General features: G+C 69.1%; 16 protein-coding genes. 3 read left to right on the top strand and 13 right to left on the bottom strand.

Annotation, left to right across the window (positions count from 1 at the left end; genetic code table 11):
- The 4 genes from KEG38_RS37365 to rpsL all read right to left on the bottom strand — a co-directional run.
- On the bottom strand, window positions 1–386 hold a 386-nt coding region (locus KEG38_RS37365; RefSeq protein WP_272425196.1), incomplete at its 3' end, for a GTP-binding protein.
- 3 nt (window positions 387–389) lie between these two features.
- Window positions 390–2504 carry an elongation factor G gene (gene fusA, locus KEG38_RS37360; RefSeq protein WP_272425195.1) on the bottom strand — a complete coding sequence of 705 codons (2115 nt, stop codon included), beginning with the start codon at window positions 2502–2504 and terminating at the stop codon, window positions 390–392.
- A 304-nt stretch (window positions 2505–2808) separates the two neighbouring features.
- Entirely contained in the window at window positions 2809–3279 is a 471-nt protein-coding gene (gene rpsG / locus KEG38_RS37355) for a 30S ribosomal protein S7 (RefSeq protein ID WP_136932397.1), read from the bottom strand.
- A 52-nt stretch (window positions 3280–3331) separates the two neighbouring features.
- On the bottom strand, window positions 3332–3730 hold the full coding sequence (gene rpsL / locus KEG38_RS37350) for a 30S ribosomal protein S12 (protein WP_136932396.1): 399 nt from the start codon (window positions 3728–3730) through the stop codon (window positions 3332–3334).
- Window positions 3731–3884: 154 nt separating this feature from the next.
- Between rpsL and KEG38_RS37345 the strand changes: the two genes are divergently transcribed.
- On the top strand, window positions 3885–4700 hold the full coding sequence (locus KEG38_RS37345; RefSeq protein ID WP_272425194.1) for a hypothetical protein: 816 nt from the start codon (window positions 3885–3887) through the stop codon (window positions 4698–4700).
- 132 nt (window positions 4701–4832) lie between these two features.
- Window positions 4833–5687, top strand: coding sequence for a hypothetical protein (locus KEG38_RS37340; RefSeq protein ID WP_272425193.1), 855 nt, complete (start codon window positions 4833–4835; stop codon window positions 5685–5687).
- A 19-nt stretch (window positions 5688–5706) separates the two neighbouring features.
- Here KEG38_RS37340 and KEG38_RS37335 read toward each other — a convergent pair whose 3' ends face one another.
- From KEG38_RS37335 to KEG38_RS37295, 9 genes are all read right to left on the bottom strand, one after another.
- On the bottom strand, window positions 5707–6750 hold the full coding sequence (locus KEG38_RS37335; protein WP_272425192.1) for a hypothetical protein: 1044 nt from the start codon (window positions 6748–6750) through the stop codon (window positions 5707–5709).
- Between the two features lie 46 nt (window positions 6751–6796).
- Complete coding sequence (locus KEG38_RS37330) at window positions 6797–7375, bottom strand: hypothetical protein (protein WP_272425191.1); 579 nt, start codon at window positions 7373–7375, stop codon at window positions 6797–6799.
- 56 nt (window positions 7376–7431) lie between these two features.
- Window positions 7432–9057 (bottom strand): glycoside hydrolase family 57 protein, encoded by a 1626-nt coding sequence (locus KEG38_RS37325; RefSeq protein WP_272425190.1) that lies wholly within the window; start codon window positions 9055–9057, stop codon window positions 7432–7434.
- A 24-nt stretch (window positions 9058–9081) separates the two neighbouring features.
- Window positions 9082–9981, bottom strand: coding sequence for a hydroxymethylbilane synthase (gene hemC / locus KEG38_RS37320; RefSeq protein WP_272425189.1), 900 nt, complete (start codon window positions 9979–9981; stop codon window positions 9082–9084).
- Window positions 9978–11429 carry a glutamyl-tRNA reductase gene (hemA, locus tag KEG38_RS37315; RefSeq protein WP_272425188.1) on the bottom strand — a complete coding sequence of 484 codons (1452 nt, stop codon included), beginning with the start codon at window positions 11427–11429 and terminating at the stop codon, window positions 9978–9980. The genes hemC and hemA overlap by 4 nt, the downstream gene beginning before the upstream one ends.
- Before the next feature lie 7 nt (window positions 11430–11436).
- Window positions 11437–12309, bottom strand: coding sequence for a cytochrome C assembly family protein (locus KEG38_RS37310; RefSeq protein WP_272425187.1), 873 nt, complete (start codon window positions 12307–12309; stop codon window positions 11437–11439).
- A gap of 66 nt (window positions 12310–12375) precedes the next feature.
- Window positions 12376–12771: a hypothetical protein gene (locus KEG38_RS37305; protein WP_272425186.1), complete on the bottom strand. Its 396-nt coding sequence runs from the start codon at window positions 12769–12771 to the stop codon at window positions 12376–12378.
- A 66-nt stretch (window positions 12772–12837) separates the two neighbouring features.
- Window positions 12838–13665, bottom strand: coding sequence for a CDP-diacylglycerol--serine O-phosphatidyltransferase (gene pssA, locus KEG38_RS37300; protein ID WP_272425185.1), 828 nt, complete (start codon window positions 13663–13665; stop codon window positions 12838–12840).
- 254 nt (window positions 13666–13919) lie between these two features.
- Window positions 13920–14354: a helix-turn-helix domain-containing protein gene (locus KEG38_RS37295; protein ID WP_272425184.1), complete on the bottom strand. Its 435-nt coding sequence runs from the start codon at window positions 14352–14354 to the stop codon at window positions 13920–13922.
- Between the two features lie 303 nt (window positions 14355–14657).
- Here KEG38_RS37295 and KEG38_RS37290 point away from each other — a divergent pair, with 303 nt between their 5' ends.
- Entirely contained in the window at window positions 14658–15449 is a 792-nt protein-coding gene (locus KEG38_RS37290; RefSeq protein WP_272425183.1) for an alpha/beta fold hydrolase, read from the top strand.
- The last annotated feature ends 4 nt before the right edge of the window (window positions 15450–15453 follow it).

Genomic DNA, 15453 nt, shown 5'->3' with positions numbered 1-15453 from the left:
CCGACCTGGCGCGCGAGAAGCACGTGCTCGCGGGTCTGCGGCATGACGCTGTCGAGCGAGCTGACCACGAGGATCGCGCCGTCCATCTGCGCGGCACCCGTGATCATGTTCTTGATGTAGTCGGCGTGGCCGGGGCAGTCGACGTGCGCGTAGTGGCGCTTCGGCGACTCGTACTCCACGTGCGCAGCCGCGATCGTCACCGTCTTGGTCTCGTCGCGAACGGTGCCGCCCTTGGCGATGTCGGCGTACTTGATCTCTTTCGCAAGCTTCTGCTTGGACTGGACCTTGACGATGGCCGCCGTGAGCGTGGTCTTGCCGTGATCGATGTGACCGATCGTGCCGACGTTCACGTGGGGCTTCGTTCGACTGAATTTCTCCTTGGCCATTGCCTAACCTCGCTGCTTGGCGACGATCTCTTCCTGGATCGCGACCGGGACTGGTGCGTAATTCGAAATCTGCATCGTGTGCGTCGCGCGGCCCTGCGTCTTTGAACGCACGTCCGTCGCGTAGCCGAACATCGAGGCGAGCGGAACCTCCGCGCGCACGACGCGCGCATTTCCCCGCTGCCCCATGTCGAGAATCCGCCCGCGACGGCTGTTCAGGTCGCCGATGACGTCGCCGAGGTATTGCTCCGGGCAAACCACCTCGACCGACATGACCGGCTCCAGGAGCACGAGGCCCGCGCGCTTGGCTGCCTCCTGGAACGCAATCGAGCCTGCCACCTCGAAGGCGGGGCCCGATGAGTCGACCTCGTGGTAGCTGCCGAAGTGCAGCCGCACCTCGACGTCCACCACCGGATAACCAGCGAGCACCCCGCGCCCGAGCGCGTCTCGAATCCCCTTCTCCACGGAGGGGATGAACTCCTTGGGGATGATGCCGCCAGTGATGTCGTTGACGAAGACGAACCCTGCGCCGCGTGGCGCAGGGCCGAGATCGATCTCGACGTGACCATATTGACCGTGCCCACCGGTCTGCCGGACGAACCGGCCTTCGACGTTGGTGACCTTGTGCGTCACCGTCTCGCGATAAGCGACTTCGGGCTTGCCGACGTTCGCGTCGACCTTGAACTCACGCTTCAAGCGGTCGACGATGATCTCGAGGTGCAGCTCGCCCATGCCGGCGATGATCGTCTGCCCCGTCTCCTCGTTCGTGTACGTCCGGAAAGACGGGTCCTCGAACATGAGCTTCTGGAGCGACACGCCGAGCTTATCGAGATCCGCCTTGGTCTTCGGCTCGATCGCGATGGAGATGACCGGGTCCGGGAACTCCATCCGCTCGAGGACGACCGGGTGCTTCTCCTCGCAGAGCGTATCGCCCGTGCGCGTGTCGCGTAGACCAACCGCCGCGTAGATGTTGCCGGCGTAGCAGGTCTTGACCTCTTCACGCTTGTTCGCGTGCATGCGCAGGATGCGCCCGAAACGCTCGCGCTTGCCGCGCGTCGAGTTGAGGACGCTCGACCCGCTCTCGACCGTGCCCGAGTAGACCCGGAAGTACGTGAGGTGGCCGAAGGGATCGTTCATCACCTTGAACGCGAGCGCGGCGAACGGCTCGTTGTCCGCCGCCTTGCGCGTCACCACCTTGTCCTTCTTGTCCGGATCCGTGCCCTGCACCGGCGGGATGTCGAGCGGCGACGGCAGGAGCTGGATCACCGCGTCGAGCAAGAGCTGGATGCCCTTGTTCTTGAACGCCGAGCCGCAGAGCACCGGCACGAGCTTGAAGCTCAAGGTGCCCGCGCGGATCGCCGCGTAGATCTCGTCCTCGGTGATCGAGGCGATGTCGCCGGCGACGAACTTCTCCATCACCGCGTCGCTCGCGTCCGCGCACGCCTCGATGAGGCGCTCGCGGAGCTCCTTGCACTTCTTCTCGAGATCCGCGGGGATCGCTTCCCACTTGTACTCGGCGCCCTTCGTCTCGTCGTCGAAAACCGCCGCGCGCATCCGCACGATGTCGATGACGCCGCGGAACTTGTCCTCCGCGCCGAGCGGGTAGTGCACCGCCACCGCGTTCGTGCCGAGCCGCTCCTTCATCGAGTCGACGCACATGTCGAAGTCCGCGCCGATCTTGTCCATCTTGTTGATGAACGCGATCCGCGGGACATGGTACTTGTCCGCCTGACGCCAGACCGTCTCGCTCTGCGGCTCGACGCCGTTGCCGCCGTCGAACACCGCGACCGCGCCGTCGAGCACGCGCAAGCTGCGCTCGACCTCGATCGTGAAGTCCACGTGGCCAGGCGTGTCGATGATGTTGATGCGGTTCCGGATCCCCGCGAACGGACCTTCCTTCGGCTCCCAGAAGCAGTTCGTCGCCGCAGCCGTGATCGTGATCCCGCGCTCCTGCTCCTGGACCATCCAGTCCATGGTCGCAGCGCCCTCGTGGACCTCGCCCAGCTTGTAGTTGACGCCCGTGTAATAGAGGATGCGCTCGGTCACCGTGGTCTTGCCCGCATCGATGTGGGCCATGATCCCGATGTTTCTCGTGCGCTCCAGGCTGTATTCGCGGGCCACTGCTTCCTCCTGCGGTCGGTTTGTCTCTGCTGATGTCTGAGGCGTCGGTCTCGGTTGCTCGTTTCGTCTGCGCCGTCGTCGCTCGCGCCGTTCGTCGCTTCGAACCCCGAACGCACGACACCCTCTCCAGCCCTGCCCGCCTCCGTTTGGCGCGCTTCGAGAACCTGGAGAGGGTGTCGGGGTACGTTCGTTGGCGGCGCGCCTCGCGCCGCCATGTTCGAGCACGTAACCCGATCCTTATGTCGCCTTCGCCATCTCGCTCGACGTATCTCCTGCCGTGTCCGACCGCTCTACGTGCTGGCGATCACCAGCGGTAGTGCGCGAAGGCCTTGTTCGCCTCCGCCATCTTGTGCGTGTCGTCCTTCTTCTTCACGGCGTTGCCGCGGTTCTGCGCCGCGTCGATGAGCTCCGCCGCGAGGCGCTCGCGCATCGTCTTCTCGCCACGCGAACGCGAATAGGTCACGAGCCACCGCATCGCCAGCGCCACGCGACGCTCCGGCCGAACCTCGACCGGGACCTGATACGTCGCGCCGCCGACACGCCGGCTCTTCACCTCGAGCTTCGGCTTGACGTTGTCGAGCGCCTTCCGGAAGACCTCGATGGGCTCCTCCTTGAAGCGGTCGCGGATGACGTCGAACGCTCCGTAGAGGATGCTCTCCGCCGTCGCCTTCTTCCCGCTCAACATGAGCGAGTTCGTGAACTTGGCGACGAGCTTGTCCTTGAACTTCGGGTCCGGAATGATTCTGCGCTTCGGAACTTCACGTCGACGAGGCATGGTGCTTCCTTCTGGCGGACTGTGATCGGGGGCTCTCGAGAGCGAGCAGCGCTCAGCTCTTCGGACGCTTCACGCCGTACTTCGAGCGCTTGCGGTTGCGGGTCGCCTTGTTGGTCGAGCTCGGCCCCGCGGCGCCCGAGGCGTCGAGGGTGCCACGCACGACGTGGTAACGAACGCCCGGCAGATCCTTCACGCGCCCCCCGCGGATGAGCACGACCGAGTGCTCCTGCAGGTTGTGCCCCTCGCCCGGGATGTAGCTCGTGACCTCCATCTGGTTCGTGAGGCGCACGCGACACACCTTGCGGAGGGCCGAGTTCGGCTTCTTCGGCGTCGTGGTGTACACGCGGACGCACACGCCACGCCGCTGCGGGCAGGACTTGAGCGCCGGAGAGGCCGTCTTGTAACGAGCGGCTTCGCGGCCGTTTCGGATGAGCTGGCTGATGGTCGGCATGGTGGTTCGTCTACCCGGAATCGGGGGACGCGGAGGATACTCGGCGAAGGGGCCATGTCAAGCCGTCCGAGAACGGACTTGCGGACCAGGTTGCTTTTCTTGCCCTGGATCCGAGGTTTTGCCTGATCGAACCCGCTTCGGTTAGCGTCGGATCGTGAGCAAAAAGCTTTCTCGTGCCCAGCGCAAGGAGACCCGAGCGCGCTCTGCACGTTCCCAGTCCGTCTCCACTTCGGTCCCGAAGCCCGCCCCGACGGCCAGCCCGGCGAAGCCCTCGCCGGCCGCCCCGAGCGGGACGAAACCCACGGAGTCCCCAAGCGCATCGAGCGTAGCCGCGCCCGCAGCGACGCGCCAGCCGACGAAGACCGCCCCGAAGAACACCTCGGGCGACACGAGCAAGAGCCCTGCGCCCGAGACGAAAAAGACGGAGAGCAAGGCCGAGAAGAAGCCCACGAAGGCAAGCGCACGAGCGGCCGAGGCAACGCCAGCGAAGGAGCGCGAGGAGAGCACGAGCAAGGCGATCGAGCCCGCGAAGAAGGGGCCGAAGAAGGAGCACGCGGTGCTCGTGCTGCTCGGCCTCGTGGCCATCGCGTTCGTGTTCGTCTACCTCGGGCGAGGCGGTTCGTCTCCGACGGTTCAGCCGGACAAACCCACCACGAACACGCAGGAAAAGAAGCCCGCGCCGAAGCCCGAGGCCCCGCCCGAGACGAGGCCCGCGTCGCTGCCGCTGCCTCCGATCCAGGCCGCGCCGATGGAAGCGCCGAAGCCCGCGGACGAGGTGCCGACGAAGGCGAGCGCCACGGTGACGGTGGAAGAGGCGCCCGCCACGAAGGAGGCGCCCGCCACGAAGGAGACCGCATCGAAGCCGGCCGCGGCCCCCGCGGACAAGCCGAAAGCCGCGCCGAAGAGCGGGACGAGCAAGGCCGCTGCGCCGAAGGCGCAGAGCCGCCCCGCCGAGGATGCCTACGAGTGATCACGGCCGCCCGCGCGAGCACGCTTGACGCGCCACGTGCATCTCGTTTTTCGTTATCGTAAAGCGAGCACAGCCGCGGGGCCTCGATTCCCCTCGCCCACGAGCCCCTTCCTTTCGAAAGGACAGTCTTCGATGCCCACGTTGCCGGATCCGGAGCTTTTTCGCGCGACGCCTCCCGCTCGCCGAACGCGCGTTTCCCTCGCGTGCGTCGCCGCCTCCGCGCTGGGTCTCTCCGTGCTTGCGGTGGGCCCCGCTGCGCACGCGAACGTACCGCCGGGACCGCCTCCGCCGAGCAGCGCACAGGCCCCCGCGCAGCAGCCCGCCGCGCCTCCGCCCGCCGCACCTCCGCCCGCGCCGAGCGCGCCCGCCGGCGCCGCTCCTGGCGCGCCGCCGCCGAGTGGTACGGGCGCAGCTGCGCCTCCGCCTGCGCCGCCTCCGCCCGCGGGATACGGCTATCCGCAAGGGTATGGCTCGCCTCCGCCCGGATACATCCCGCCGCAAGGTGGCGAGTACGGACCGCCTCCGCCTGGATACGGCCCGCCGCAGCAAGGGTATCCGTACGGATATCCGTACTACGGCCCGTACTACGGCGAGCCGCAGCCGCCGCCTCCGCGTTACGAGCGCAAGAGCACGCCGATGATGGTCGGCGGCATCCTGGCCACGACCGCGGGCATCGTCGGCGTGCTCGCCGGATCGGCGATCGCGAGCACCGCGGCAAACCAGATCCCGATCTACTGCGACTCGGATTTCGGCCCCACGATCTGCGAGACGCGCGCCGACGAGACGCAACAAGCCGTGGGCTACGCCATCCTGATCACCGGCGTCGTGGCGCTCGGCGTGGGCGTGCCGCTGTGGGTGATCGGCAGCAAGCGCGTGCCCGTGAAGAGCGACGAGACCACGCCCTCCACGACCACGCCGGCCGCGCCGCAGACGAGCCTGCGCCTGCTCGTGGGCCCGACGTCCGCGGGCCTTCGCGTCACGTTCTGATCACGTCGCGCCCGCGACGTCAGATGCAGTTGCCGCTCGCATCACACATGCCGATCGTGGCGCCCGCGGTCATGCACGCGGTGCCCTGCGGTTTGGGGGACGTCGACGGCGTGCCACCCGAACACACGGGGCCCGTGCAGTCGGTCGCGGTCGGATCGGGCGGCACGTCCATGTCGTCGGGCTGATCCAGCGTGCCGCCCATGCCGTCGCACACGGTGGTGCGGCAATCGCCAGGCACCTGCGTCTCCGTGACGACGTCAGTGCCCGGCAACGGCATCTGCACGCACGCGCCCGTGGAGCACGAGCTCGGCTTGCACGTCGTGGATCCGCCGCACGTGGTGCCGTCGGGTTGCGGCGTGTGGACGACGGCGCCGTTCTCGCCGCACGACTCGACGTCGCACTCGTTGGCGTCGGGCAAGGGCACGTCCAGCGGCGCGGGCGCCGGGACGATGAGGCCGTTCATGTCGCAAACGGCGCGCAGGCAGTCCCCGGGGTCAGCGTTCGAGACCTGCTTGCCGACGTCGATCTCGAGGCCACACGCATTCGTCGCGCCCATGGGGTTGCAGACGACCTTGTGACAGACGCCGCCCTGCGGGCATTGCTCCTCGTTGTTGCAGCCGACGCACAGACCGGCGGAACAGACGATCTGGTTGTTCGTGCCACACGGCGCGCCCTCCATCGCGGGATCCGTCGCATGGCTCGGCATGCCCCCGGTGCACGTGTCGAGCGTGCAGGGGTTGTAGTCGTCCGGTTTGTCCGTGTCGTCGACGACCTCCTCGATCGTGCCCTCGGCCGTGCACTGCTTGCGTTTGCAATCGCCGGGGACGAGGCCATCGAGGACGAGTTTGCCCGCGGGCGCCTGGGTCTCGACGCAGGCTCCAGCGACGCACGCGGCGGTCTTGCAAGGATCACTCGCGCCGCACTGCGCGTCGGTGGTACACGCGGGCGCCGAGCCGCCTCCCGACGACGACGACGCGGCGTTGCCGTCGCCTCCACCTCCGCACGCAGCCGCGAAGACGAAACCAGCGAGACCGAGCCCGAGCAGGTGATCGAAGCGAAGCATGATGCGATCGTCTCCGCGCGCGGCGATCGCTGTCAACTCGTGCCGCTCAGGGCGTCTTTCGCGCGAGGCAGGAGAGGACGTACGGGCCGCAGGAGGTCTCGACACACGCATCACACGCCGCCACGTCCGTCGCGGTGTTGCCGCACGCAGGGGTGAGCGAGCAGCTCGGGTAACACACGCTCGTATCGCTGCATCGGCACTCGTTGAGCAAGGCGTAGACGTCGACCGAGCTCGGGCATACCGCGACATCGACGGGCGGCTTCGCCACGCTCGCGCCGACGAGGTTCGCGCACGGGATGCACGGCCCGCCTGCGCCTGTGCCGCCTGCACCGCCGGCGCCGCCCATGCCCCCAGCGCCGCCCATGCCCCCAGCGCCGCCCATCCCGCCTGCGCCGCCCATCCCGCCTGCGCCGCCCATGCCCCCAGAGCCGCCCATGCCCCCGGAGCCGCCCGATCCCGCAGCGCCACCGCCCTCTCCGGCGCAGCCCTTCGCGGTCGGATTCGTGTCGCAGAGCGTGGCCCAGTCCGTCGCGTGGAAAAGATCACTGCCGCAGGCGAGCGACGCGACCGCGAAGCACGACGGCAAGAGGCAGGCAAAACGGGGCCAACTCGAACGAGCGCGCATCGCGAAGAGGAGCATCCGTGATCCAGGGGCGGCTCGACAAGGCCCAAGATGGCGCTTCACGCGTCGAACGCGTCGCGCAAGCGCTCGCCTTCAAGCTCGGCGAGGAACGGCGTCCGCTCACATGTCGCCTCGATCCACCGCGCCTCGCCCTCGCCGATCCAGTCCCGCCCCGCGAGTCGGCAGAGCCGATCCACACGGCTTGCGTGTGCGCGGACGCGTGCCGCCGCGTACGCCGCCATCTCGCCGCGCCGGATCATGAAGCCCCAGTCGCTCGCTTCCAGCAGCACGAGCTCGCGGATCGCCTGATCGAGCGCGCGCCCTGCGAGCCCGTCCGCCCCGCGCCGCGCCCGCACGAGCCCCTGTACGGTCTGCTCCGCGTGGCGCACGTGCCGCACGAGGTGCGCGGGCGACATGCCCTCCGTGCGGTCGGGATCGAGCGCGCGCCCGAGCCACGCCTCGCCGAAGCCCCCCTCACCCCACGACGAGGCCGAGGGCTCGGCGACCGTGAGTGCAGGCTCGGCCGCGAGGTAAGCGCCAAGCGTCACGGGCGCGATCTCGCCTGCGAGCTCCGCGTGATGCAGGGCGCGCAGCGCGTGTTCGAGGAAGATCGGACCTTCGAACCACCAGTGGCCGAAGAGCTCGGCGTCGTACGGCGCGACCACGACGGGCCGCGGTCCTCGGCCTTGCACGGCCCGCAGCGTAGCCGCCCTCTCTGCCACGAAATGCGCGGCGTCCGCGCGCGCACGCGCCTCGGCCGCGGCGGGATCCCAGAGGTCCTTGTGCGGCCCGGAGCCCGTGATGCGGTGGTACTTGAGGCCCGTCATGAGGCGCGTGCCCTCCGGGCCGATGTCTCCTGCGAGCGCGGCTTCCGGCACATCGAAGCCGATGTCGCGGTAGAAGTCGCGATAGTCCGCGTGGCCCGGATATCCCGCCTCGCGTGACCAGACTTCTCGCGAGGCCTGCGGATCACGGCCGAAAAACGCGACGCCCGCGGGCGAGAGGATCGGCGCGAGCACGCCGCGTGGAGGACGCGGCAAGGCGAGCTCGAGGCCGTGCGCGTCGAGCACCGTGTACCCCACGCCCGCCGCGGAAAGCTCCGGCAAGAGCGCTGGATCGTACCCACACTCGGGCAGCCACAGTCCGCGCGGCCTTCGCCCCGCGAGGGCCTCGAACGCGCGCAGGCCGAGTTTTACCTGCGCGCGCGCGGACGAACGCGTGAGCGCAGGCAGATATGCGTGCGTCACGCTCGTCGTCAAAAGCTCGATCGAGCCGCGATCCTCGTGGCCTGCAAGAGCGCCGAGCACGTCGCCGCCGATGCGCTCCCACGTCGCGCGCGTCGCCTCGATCCGCGCCCGGTAAAACGCCACGATCGGGCGCAGCGCCGCGTCGCCGCTCGTCCGCCGCTCTTCCTGCGCCGCGAGCTTCTCGAGCCGATCCATGTGCAGGACGAAGCGCTTTCGAAGCAGCGGATCGGCGAGCATCGCCGCGAGCGTCGGCGACACCGACACCGTCATTCGCGCCGCGATCCCATCCGCTTCGAGCCGCGCGAGCATGTCGAGCAGCGGCAGGTACGACTCCCAGAGCGCCTCGTGCAGCCATCGCTCTTCGAGCGGACGCGCATGCTCCGGGTGCCGCACCCAGGGCAGGTGCGCGTGCAGGACGATCGCGACGTATCCCAGCATCGGCTGCAAGTTAAGCGAGCGCCCTCAGGCGCGAAGGAGCTCCTGCCCGAGATCCAGCCCGACACGCGTCGCTTCCGCCGCCACGCTCGGCCACGCGACGCGACGCTCGCCCATCCGCGGACGCGTCCCGTCCGCCTCGGCGATCATGGCCCGGATCCAGAGCCCCTCGTCCGTGCGCACCGCGTGCGCCGCCACGGGCGTGCGGCAGTCGGCCCCGAGCGCGACCATCACGCCACGCTCGGCTGCGACACGCACGCTCGTTTCGGGATCGTCGAGCGGCGCGAGCGCGCTCTGCGTCTCCGCGTCGACCTCGCGGCACTCGATCCCGAGCGCGCCTTGCCCGATCGCAGGAAGCATCACGGCCGGATCGAGAATCTCGGTCGCGCGTCGTTCGAGGCCGAGACGCCGAAGCCCCGCGAGCGCGAGCACGATCGCATCCACGTGCCCCTCGTCGAGCTTGCGCAGCCGCGTGTCCACGTTCCCGCGCAGCGGCACGATCACGAGGTCCGGTCGCGCGAGACCAATCGCCGCAGCACGCCTGAGGCTCGACGTCCCCACACGCGACCCCGCAGGCAGCTCCGCGAGCGTCGCGCCCGTCCGCGTGATGAAGACGTCGCGCGGATCCTCGCGCCGAGGGACACACGTGATCACGAGCCCGTCGGGGATCACGGCGGGCACGTCCTTGTACGAGTGCACCGCGAAGTGCGCGCGCCCATCGAGCAGCGCCTCTTCGAGCTCCTTCACGAAGAGCCCCTTGCCGCCGACCTCCTGAAGCGGTCGATCGGTGATCTTGTCGCCCGACGTGACGACCTCGAGCTCGCCGACCGTCAGGCCGGGCGATGCCTCGACGAGGGCGCGCGCGAAGGCGCGGGACTGGGCGAGGGCGAGGGCGGAGCGTCGGGTGGCGAGTGTCAGGCGAGTCATCCGAGATCCTTTGCGCCCGCGACCTCGCGCGGGGAGGGTGATGCGAGCGCCACCGCGGACGACGAGCCCGCGGACGAAGCCTGCACAGGCGCGTGCGCCTTGCCGTTCGTGCCCGCGGGTGACAGCGAGATCGCTCCGTCGATCGCGCTGCCGTTGCCGCCTTCCAGGGAGATCGCCGAGATCGCCGAGAGGTCCAGGTCGAAGAGATCGTGCAAGGCCTCGACGTACCCCTCGGCGCGCGCGTCGCCCGCGAGCTCCTTGAGGCGCGTCACCGGCGCGTGGAGCAGCTTGTTCGTCGCGGCGTCGACCATGACGAGCAGCGCCTCTTTCTCCGCGGCGCCGAGGTGCTTCAGGCGCCCGGAAAAACTTCGCTCGAGCTCGGCGAGCAACACCGCACGCGTCCGGTTGAAGAGCCCCACGATCGTCGGCGTGAGCTCTCGTTCGAGCGTCCAGTGCTCGAACGCGCGCGCCTCCTCCTCGACGATCGCCTCGGCGCGCGCCGCCTCCGCGGCCCGACCTTCGAGCGACTGCGCGACGATCTGCGAGAGGTCGTCGACGTCGTAGAGGTAGACGCCGTCGAGGTCGTTCACGGCGGGCTCCACGTCGCGAGGGACGGCGATGTCGATCAAGAACAGGCTCTTGCCGCGCCGCACCTTCCGCACGCGCTTGACGAGATCCACCGTGATCACGGGCGTCGGGCTCGACGTCGAGCCGATCGCGATGTCGACCTCGCCGAGCGTCCGCTCGAGATCCGCCATCCCGCGCGGCTCGCCGCACACATCGGCCGCGAGCGCCTTCGCCCGCGCCGGGCTCCGGTTCAGCACGATGATCTTCGCGCCCGCCTTCGCGAGCAGCTTCGCCGCGGCCTCGGCCATCTCGCCCGCGCCCACGAGCGCGGCCTTGCGCCCCGCGAGATCCCCGAAGATCTCCTGCGCGAGATCCACGGCCACGCTCGACACCGACACCTGACCTTCGCCGATCGCCGTCTCGCTCCGCGCGCGCTTGCCCACGCGAACCGCCCTGAGCATCGCCTTGCCGAGCGTTCGTCCGAGCGCCTTGTTCTCCCGCGCGAGCTCGATCGCGTCCTTCAGTTGCCCCAGGATCTGCGGCTCGCCCACGACGAGCGAGTCGAGCGACGAGGCCACGCGGAAGAGGTGCCGCACCGCGTCCCCGCCCTCCTTGCGCCCGAGGTGTATCGCGACCGCGTCGCCGCCGATCGCCACGAGCGCGGAGATCGTCGCGCGGCTCGCCGCTTCGAGGAGACCTCCGCGCGGCGGCGCGGCGTACACCTCGACGCGGTTGCACGTGGAGAGCACCACGGCCTCGCCGATCGCCGGATCCGCGAGGAGCCGCTCGTAGAGCGCGGCAAGCGCGTCGCGTTGCACCGCCAGCCGCTCGCGCACCGCGATCGGCGCTGTCTTGTGGGAGAGACCAACGACGACGATCACGCTCGCCCTAGCCTCCGATCCTCGGCGAGCCGAGCTCGACCACGGGCCGCACGAGGTAGACCACGAGCACCGCGGCCACGCAGCAGAACCCCGCGATCGTCCCGTACGCTGCCCGCCGCCCGCGCCACCCTGCCGCGGCGCGCAGCAGCAGCACGGCCGCGATCACGAGCCACGTCGCGTACCCCAGCACGGCCCGGAGGATCTCCTCCACGGTGCCGCTCTCCAGGCTCTTCGCCCAGATCGTCCCCGTGAGCACGCCCAGGGTGAGCAGCGGGAAGCCCGCGACGAGGAAGCGGTGCACGGCCTGATCGAGGACCTCGAGCGGAGGCAGATTGCCGATCCGCAGGCGATCGGTGCGCTTCTTTTTCAGGCGCTTCTCCTGGATGAGGTAGAGCATCGCCGCGCCGCCCGCGAGCAGGAACAGCGCCGTCCCCGCGAGGTTCGCCAGCACGTGCAGCGCGAGGAACGCCGGGCTTATCGCGTGCGCGGGCGCCGGTTGGCCGAGGAAATACGTGCCGAGCACGAAGACGAGCCCGAGCGGCGCGAGCAAGACCCCGATCGCGTCGATCCGGACGCGACGCCGCGCCGGCAGGTACACGGCGATCGCCAGGATGGAGGCCATGGAGAGCGAGAAATGCACCGAGTTGACGGGGCACACGCGCGCGACGAGGCTCGCGAACGTCACGTACGCGAGGTGAAACGCCGCGGCCACGCCGAGGCTCATCGCGGCCCACGACGAGCGCCGGGGTGGCGGCACGGAGCCGATCGACGCGACGATTCGCGTCTCCTTGCGAGCGATGTCGAGGAAGAAGAGGGCGCTCGCTGCTCCGTAGAGCAGGACGGCCACGAAGAACGTCCCCGTGGAGAGAGCGCGCGTCATGGCGGGAGAAGGTAGCGCGTCTTGGGTGCGACGGCAGGCGGATGCGCGCCCTTGCCTATCGAATGATCAGAGCTTCGTGGCGAGGAAGGCCGCGAGCAGATCCTCGTCGGTCGTCAGGTTCCGGGTCTGCGACGGGGGCCCGCCGCGCTGGTGGTCCGCGAAAGTCCCGACGGGTGCGCCCACGAATCCCGGCACGACGTCGTACGCGTTGTCTCCGAGGATCATCGAGGTCTCCAGGATCTCCGCGCCAAGCTCGGCGAGGAAGGCCTTCGACTTCACCTTGCCGAGCAGCTCGTGGCTGTCGGGCGAGCCGCTGACCTCGCTCATGATGCGGATCGCCTCGATGATGCGGTATTTTCGCCCCTCGCTCTTGATCGTCAGCTCGTCGTTCTTGAGGTCGACCCTCTCCTCACCCAGCCACTCGTCGAGCGCGACCTGCGGGAAAAATACGCGATTCTTCATGGACGGCGCGCAGTCTACATGGTTCGGCCCTGCCGCAAAGTCAAAGCCGTTCCGAACGCTCCGGGGTCAGGTCGAGGCCGCGGGCGGGGGCTGGTTCGAATCGCTGGCGAGCAGGCTCGCGCGAAGGCGCCGGGGAAGGTGCCACAAAGACTCCAGGATCCCGATCGTCACGTAGCAACCGAGCAGCCACACCAGCACGAACGCCGGCTGCATCTTCAGGGACACGACCACGGACGAGCCCACCATGAACACGACGAGCAGGGCCGTCCGCGCGTTGAGCTTCACGTCCTTGAACGAGCGGAACCGGATCGTCGACACCATCAGCATCGACAAACCGATCGTCGCCACGAGCATCGGCACGGTGTACTCGGCGCGCCCGAGCATCCCGCCGGCCGCGTGGCTCGCCACGACGAGCGAGACGAGGATGCCCGCGGCGCCTGGGATGGGCAGGCCCACGATGTACTTCGAGGGCTTCGAGGGTTTGCCGTCGTCGCCGGTCGAGAGCACGTTGAACCGCGCGAGCCGGATCGCCCCGCACGCCGTGAACAGGAACGACGCCACGAGCCCGAGCGTGCCGAGCCGGTGCAGCGTCCACTGGTAGAGCAGGAGCGACGGCGCCACGCCGAACGACACCACGTCGGCGAGCGAGTCGATCTGGAGACCGAACGCGCTCTGCGTCTTCGTCGCGCGCGCGACGCGGCCGTCGAGCGTGTCGAAGAACATCGCGAAGACGATGAGCAACGCGGCGCGGTAGATGTCCGCCTCGCCTTGCGCCGTCGCCGAGGTCCGGATGCTGTCGAAGCCGCAGAAGATGCTCGTCAGCGTGATCATGTTCGGCAGCAAGAAGAGCGTCTTCTTGAGCTCGAATTTCCGCAGCCGGATGCCCTTCCCCATCGTCCCTCTCCTCCAGCGCATGAGGACGAGGAGCGTAACGACGCAGCGCGCGATAACGCAAGCAAAGCCCAAAGATCGGACGCAGATCGTCCGATCCTCGGAAGCGCGTTACGCACCGCGCGGTCGCTCGAGGATGGAAGTGGATACGACGCTTCGCACCCAGGCGACACGAGCGCCGATCGCTTGACGGACAGCGCGGACGCAGGATCGTCCGCGGGAGAACCAATCCGTTTGAGAAGAAACGAACTACGGACTCACGACGAGCGCTTCTTCTTCCGCGCCTTCGCAGGCGTGCTCTTCCGCTTGGCGGCCTTCTTCGGCGGAGGCGCCGGGGCCGCGGGCTCCTTCGTGGACTCGAGCGGCCCCATGTCCTTGAGGATGTCCTTCAAGAGCTTGCGGATCGTCCCGCGCCCGAGGTGACGCGTGAGGTCCACGAGCTTCTGGCGATCGCCCTGATCGGGGAACGTCAGGAGATCGAGCACGTCGACCTCCAGCCGCTCCGCGAGGACCCTCAGCGTGTGGATCGTGGGCCTCGCGAGCCCTCGCTCCAGGTTCGACAGGTGTCCCTTCGAGCCGAGCTCGCTCTCGAAGGCGAGCTTCTCCATCGTGAGGCCCTGCTCCTCACGAAGCTGCCTGATGCGGATACCAACTTGGAGAGCAAACGGATCGGGCTCGCGTCGTCGCGGCATTTGGGCACGGTACCCAAAGTCGCGCATGGACTGGTTTTCCTAGACAAACTTCGACAGAGACCCCGAAACCCGCCCCGCACGTCACCATCCGCCCCCGCTTTCCCGCGGCTTTCGGCGGCCGGCGCGCGCCCGGAGAGCCACCTCGCGCATCCATTGGGAAAGCGCGAACGAGCCGGAGGCGTCGTGAGCCTTCCGGCCAGGCAGGGATCGGGCACCAGGCGAAGTCGGTGGTTCGGGCGGACCGGTTCGGGCTCTTCCTGGGGAGGGCTCGGGGCCGGTTCGCGGCGTCGAGGAGGGGGACGGATGCTGTCGGTCGATGTGGCGCACGGGGTGGATGCAGGGATGTTCGTGCGGGACTATCACCCGTCCGCGCGGGGCACGCCGCTCGTGTACTTGCACGGGCTCGCAGGACACGGGCTCGTGTTCGAGGCGGTCGCGCTGCACGCGCGGCTCTCCGCGCACCGGCACGTCGTGCCCGATCTGCCCGGACACGGCCGGAGCGTCCCGGCCCCGCGGCCGGCGCCGCTCATGGCGTTCGCCGATCACTTCGCCCGGTGGCTCGGCGGTCGCTTCGGCGAGCGCGCCGTGCTCGTCGGACACGGCCTCGGCGGGACGCTCGCCACGCTCGTCGCCGAGCGACATCCGGGCCTCGTCCGCGCCGTCGTGGACATCGACGGCCCGAAGACCGTCGACGACTGCGCGAGCCTGCGCCCCGCCGCGGAGCTGACCCTCACCGATCTCGGCGGACCGGGCATCAGCGCGCTGCGCGACGCGGTGAGGCGCGCCTCGCGGACCACGACGACGGCCGACGATCCGGGCCGCGTCCCCTGCGACGCGCGCCTGCTTCACGCGTGGGGACGCGAGCTCGTGGCGCTCGCCGAGGACGGATCGCTCGCGTGGCGGCTCGCCCGTTTGTCCGTGCCCGCGCTCTTCGTCACGGGCAGCCGCGGCGGCGTTTCCCAGCGATCGCTCGAGCGCCTCGCCGAGGCGCGCGTCGTCGTCGCGGAGATGCCCGAAGCAGGCCCGTCGCCCTTCTTCGAACGCCCGCACGAGTTCGCCGCGATCCTCGGCGACTTCCTGCGTTTCAAATCCTGACGAG

Origin of the sequence: Polyangium jinanense, from assembly GCF_028435265.1 — a bacterium.
GTDB classification, from domain to species: Bacteria; Myxococcota_A; Polyangia; order Polyangiales; family Polyangiaceae; genus Polyangium; species Polyangium jinanense.
Note: the sequence above shows the minus strand (reverse complement) of the source record. Positions and strands in the feature narration are given on the sequence as shown.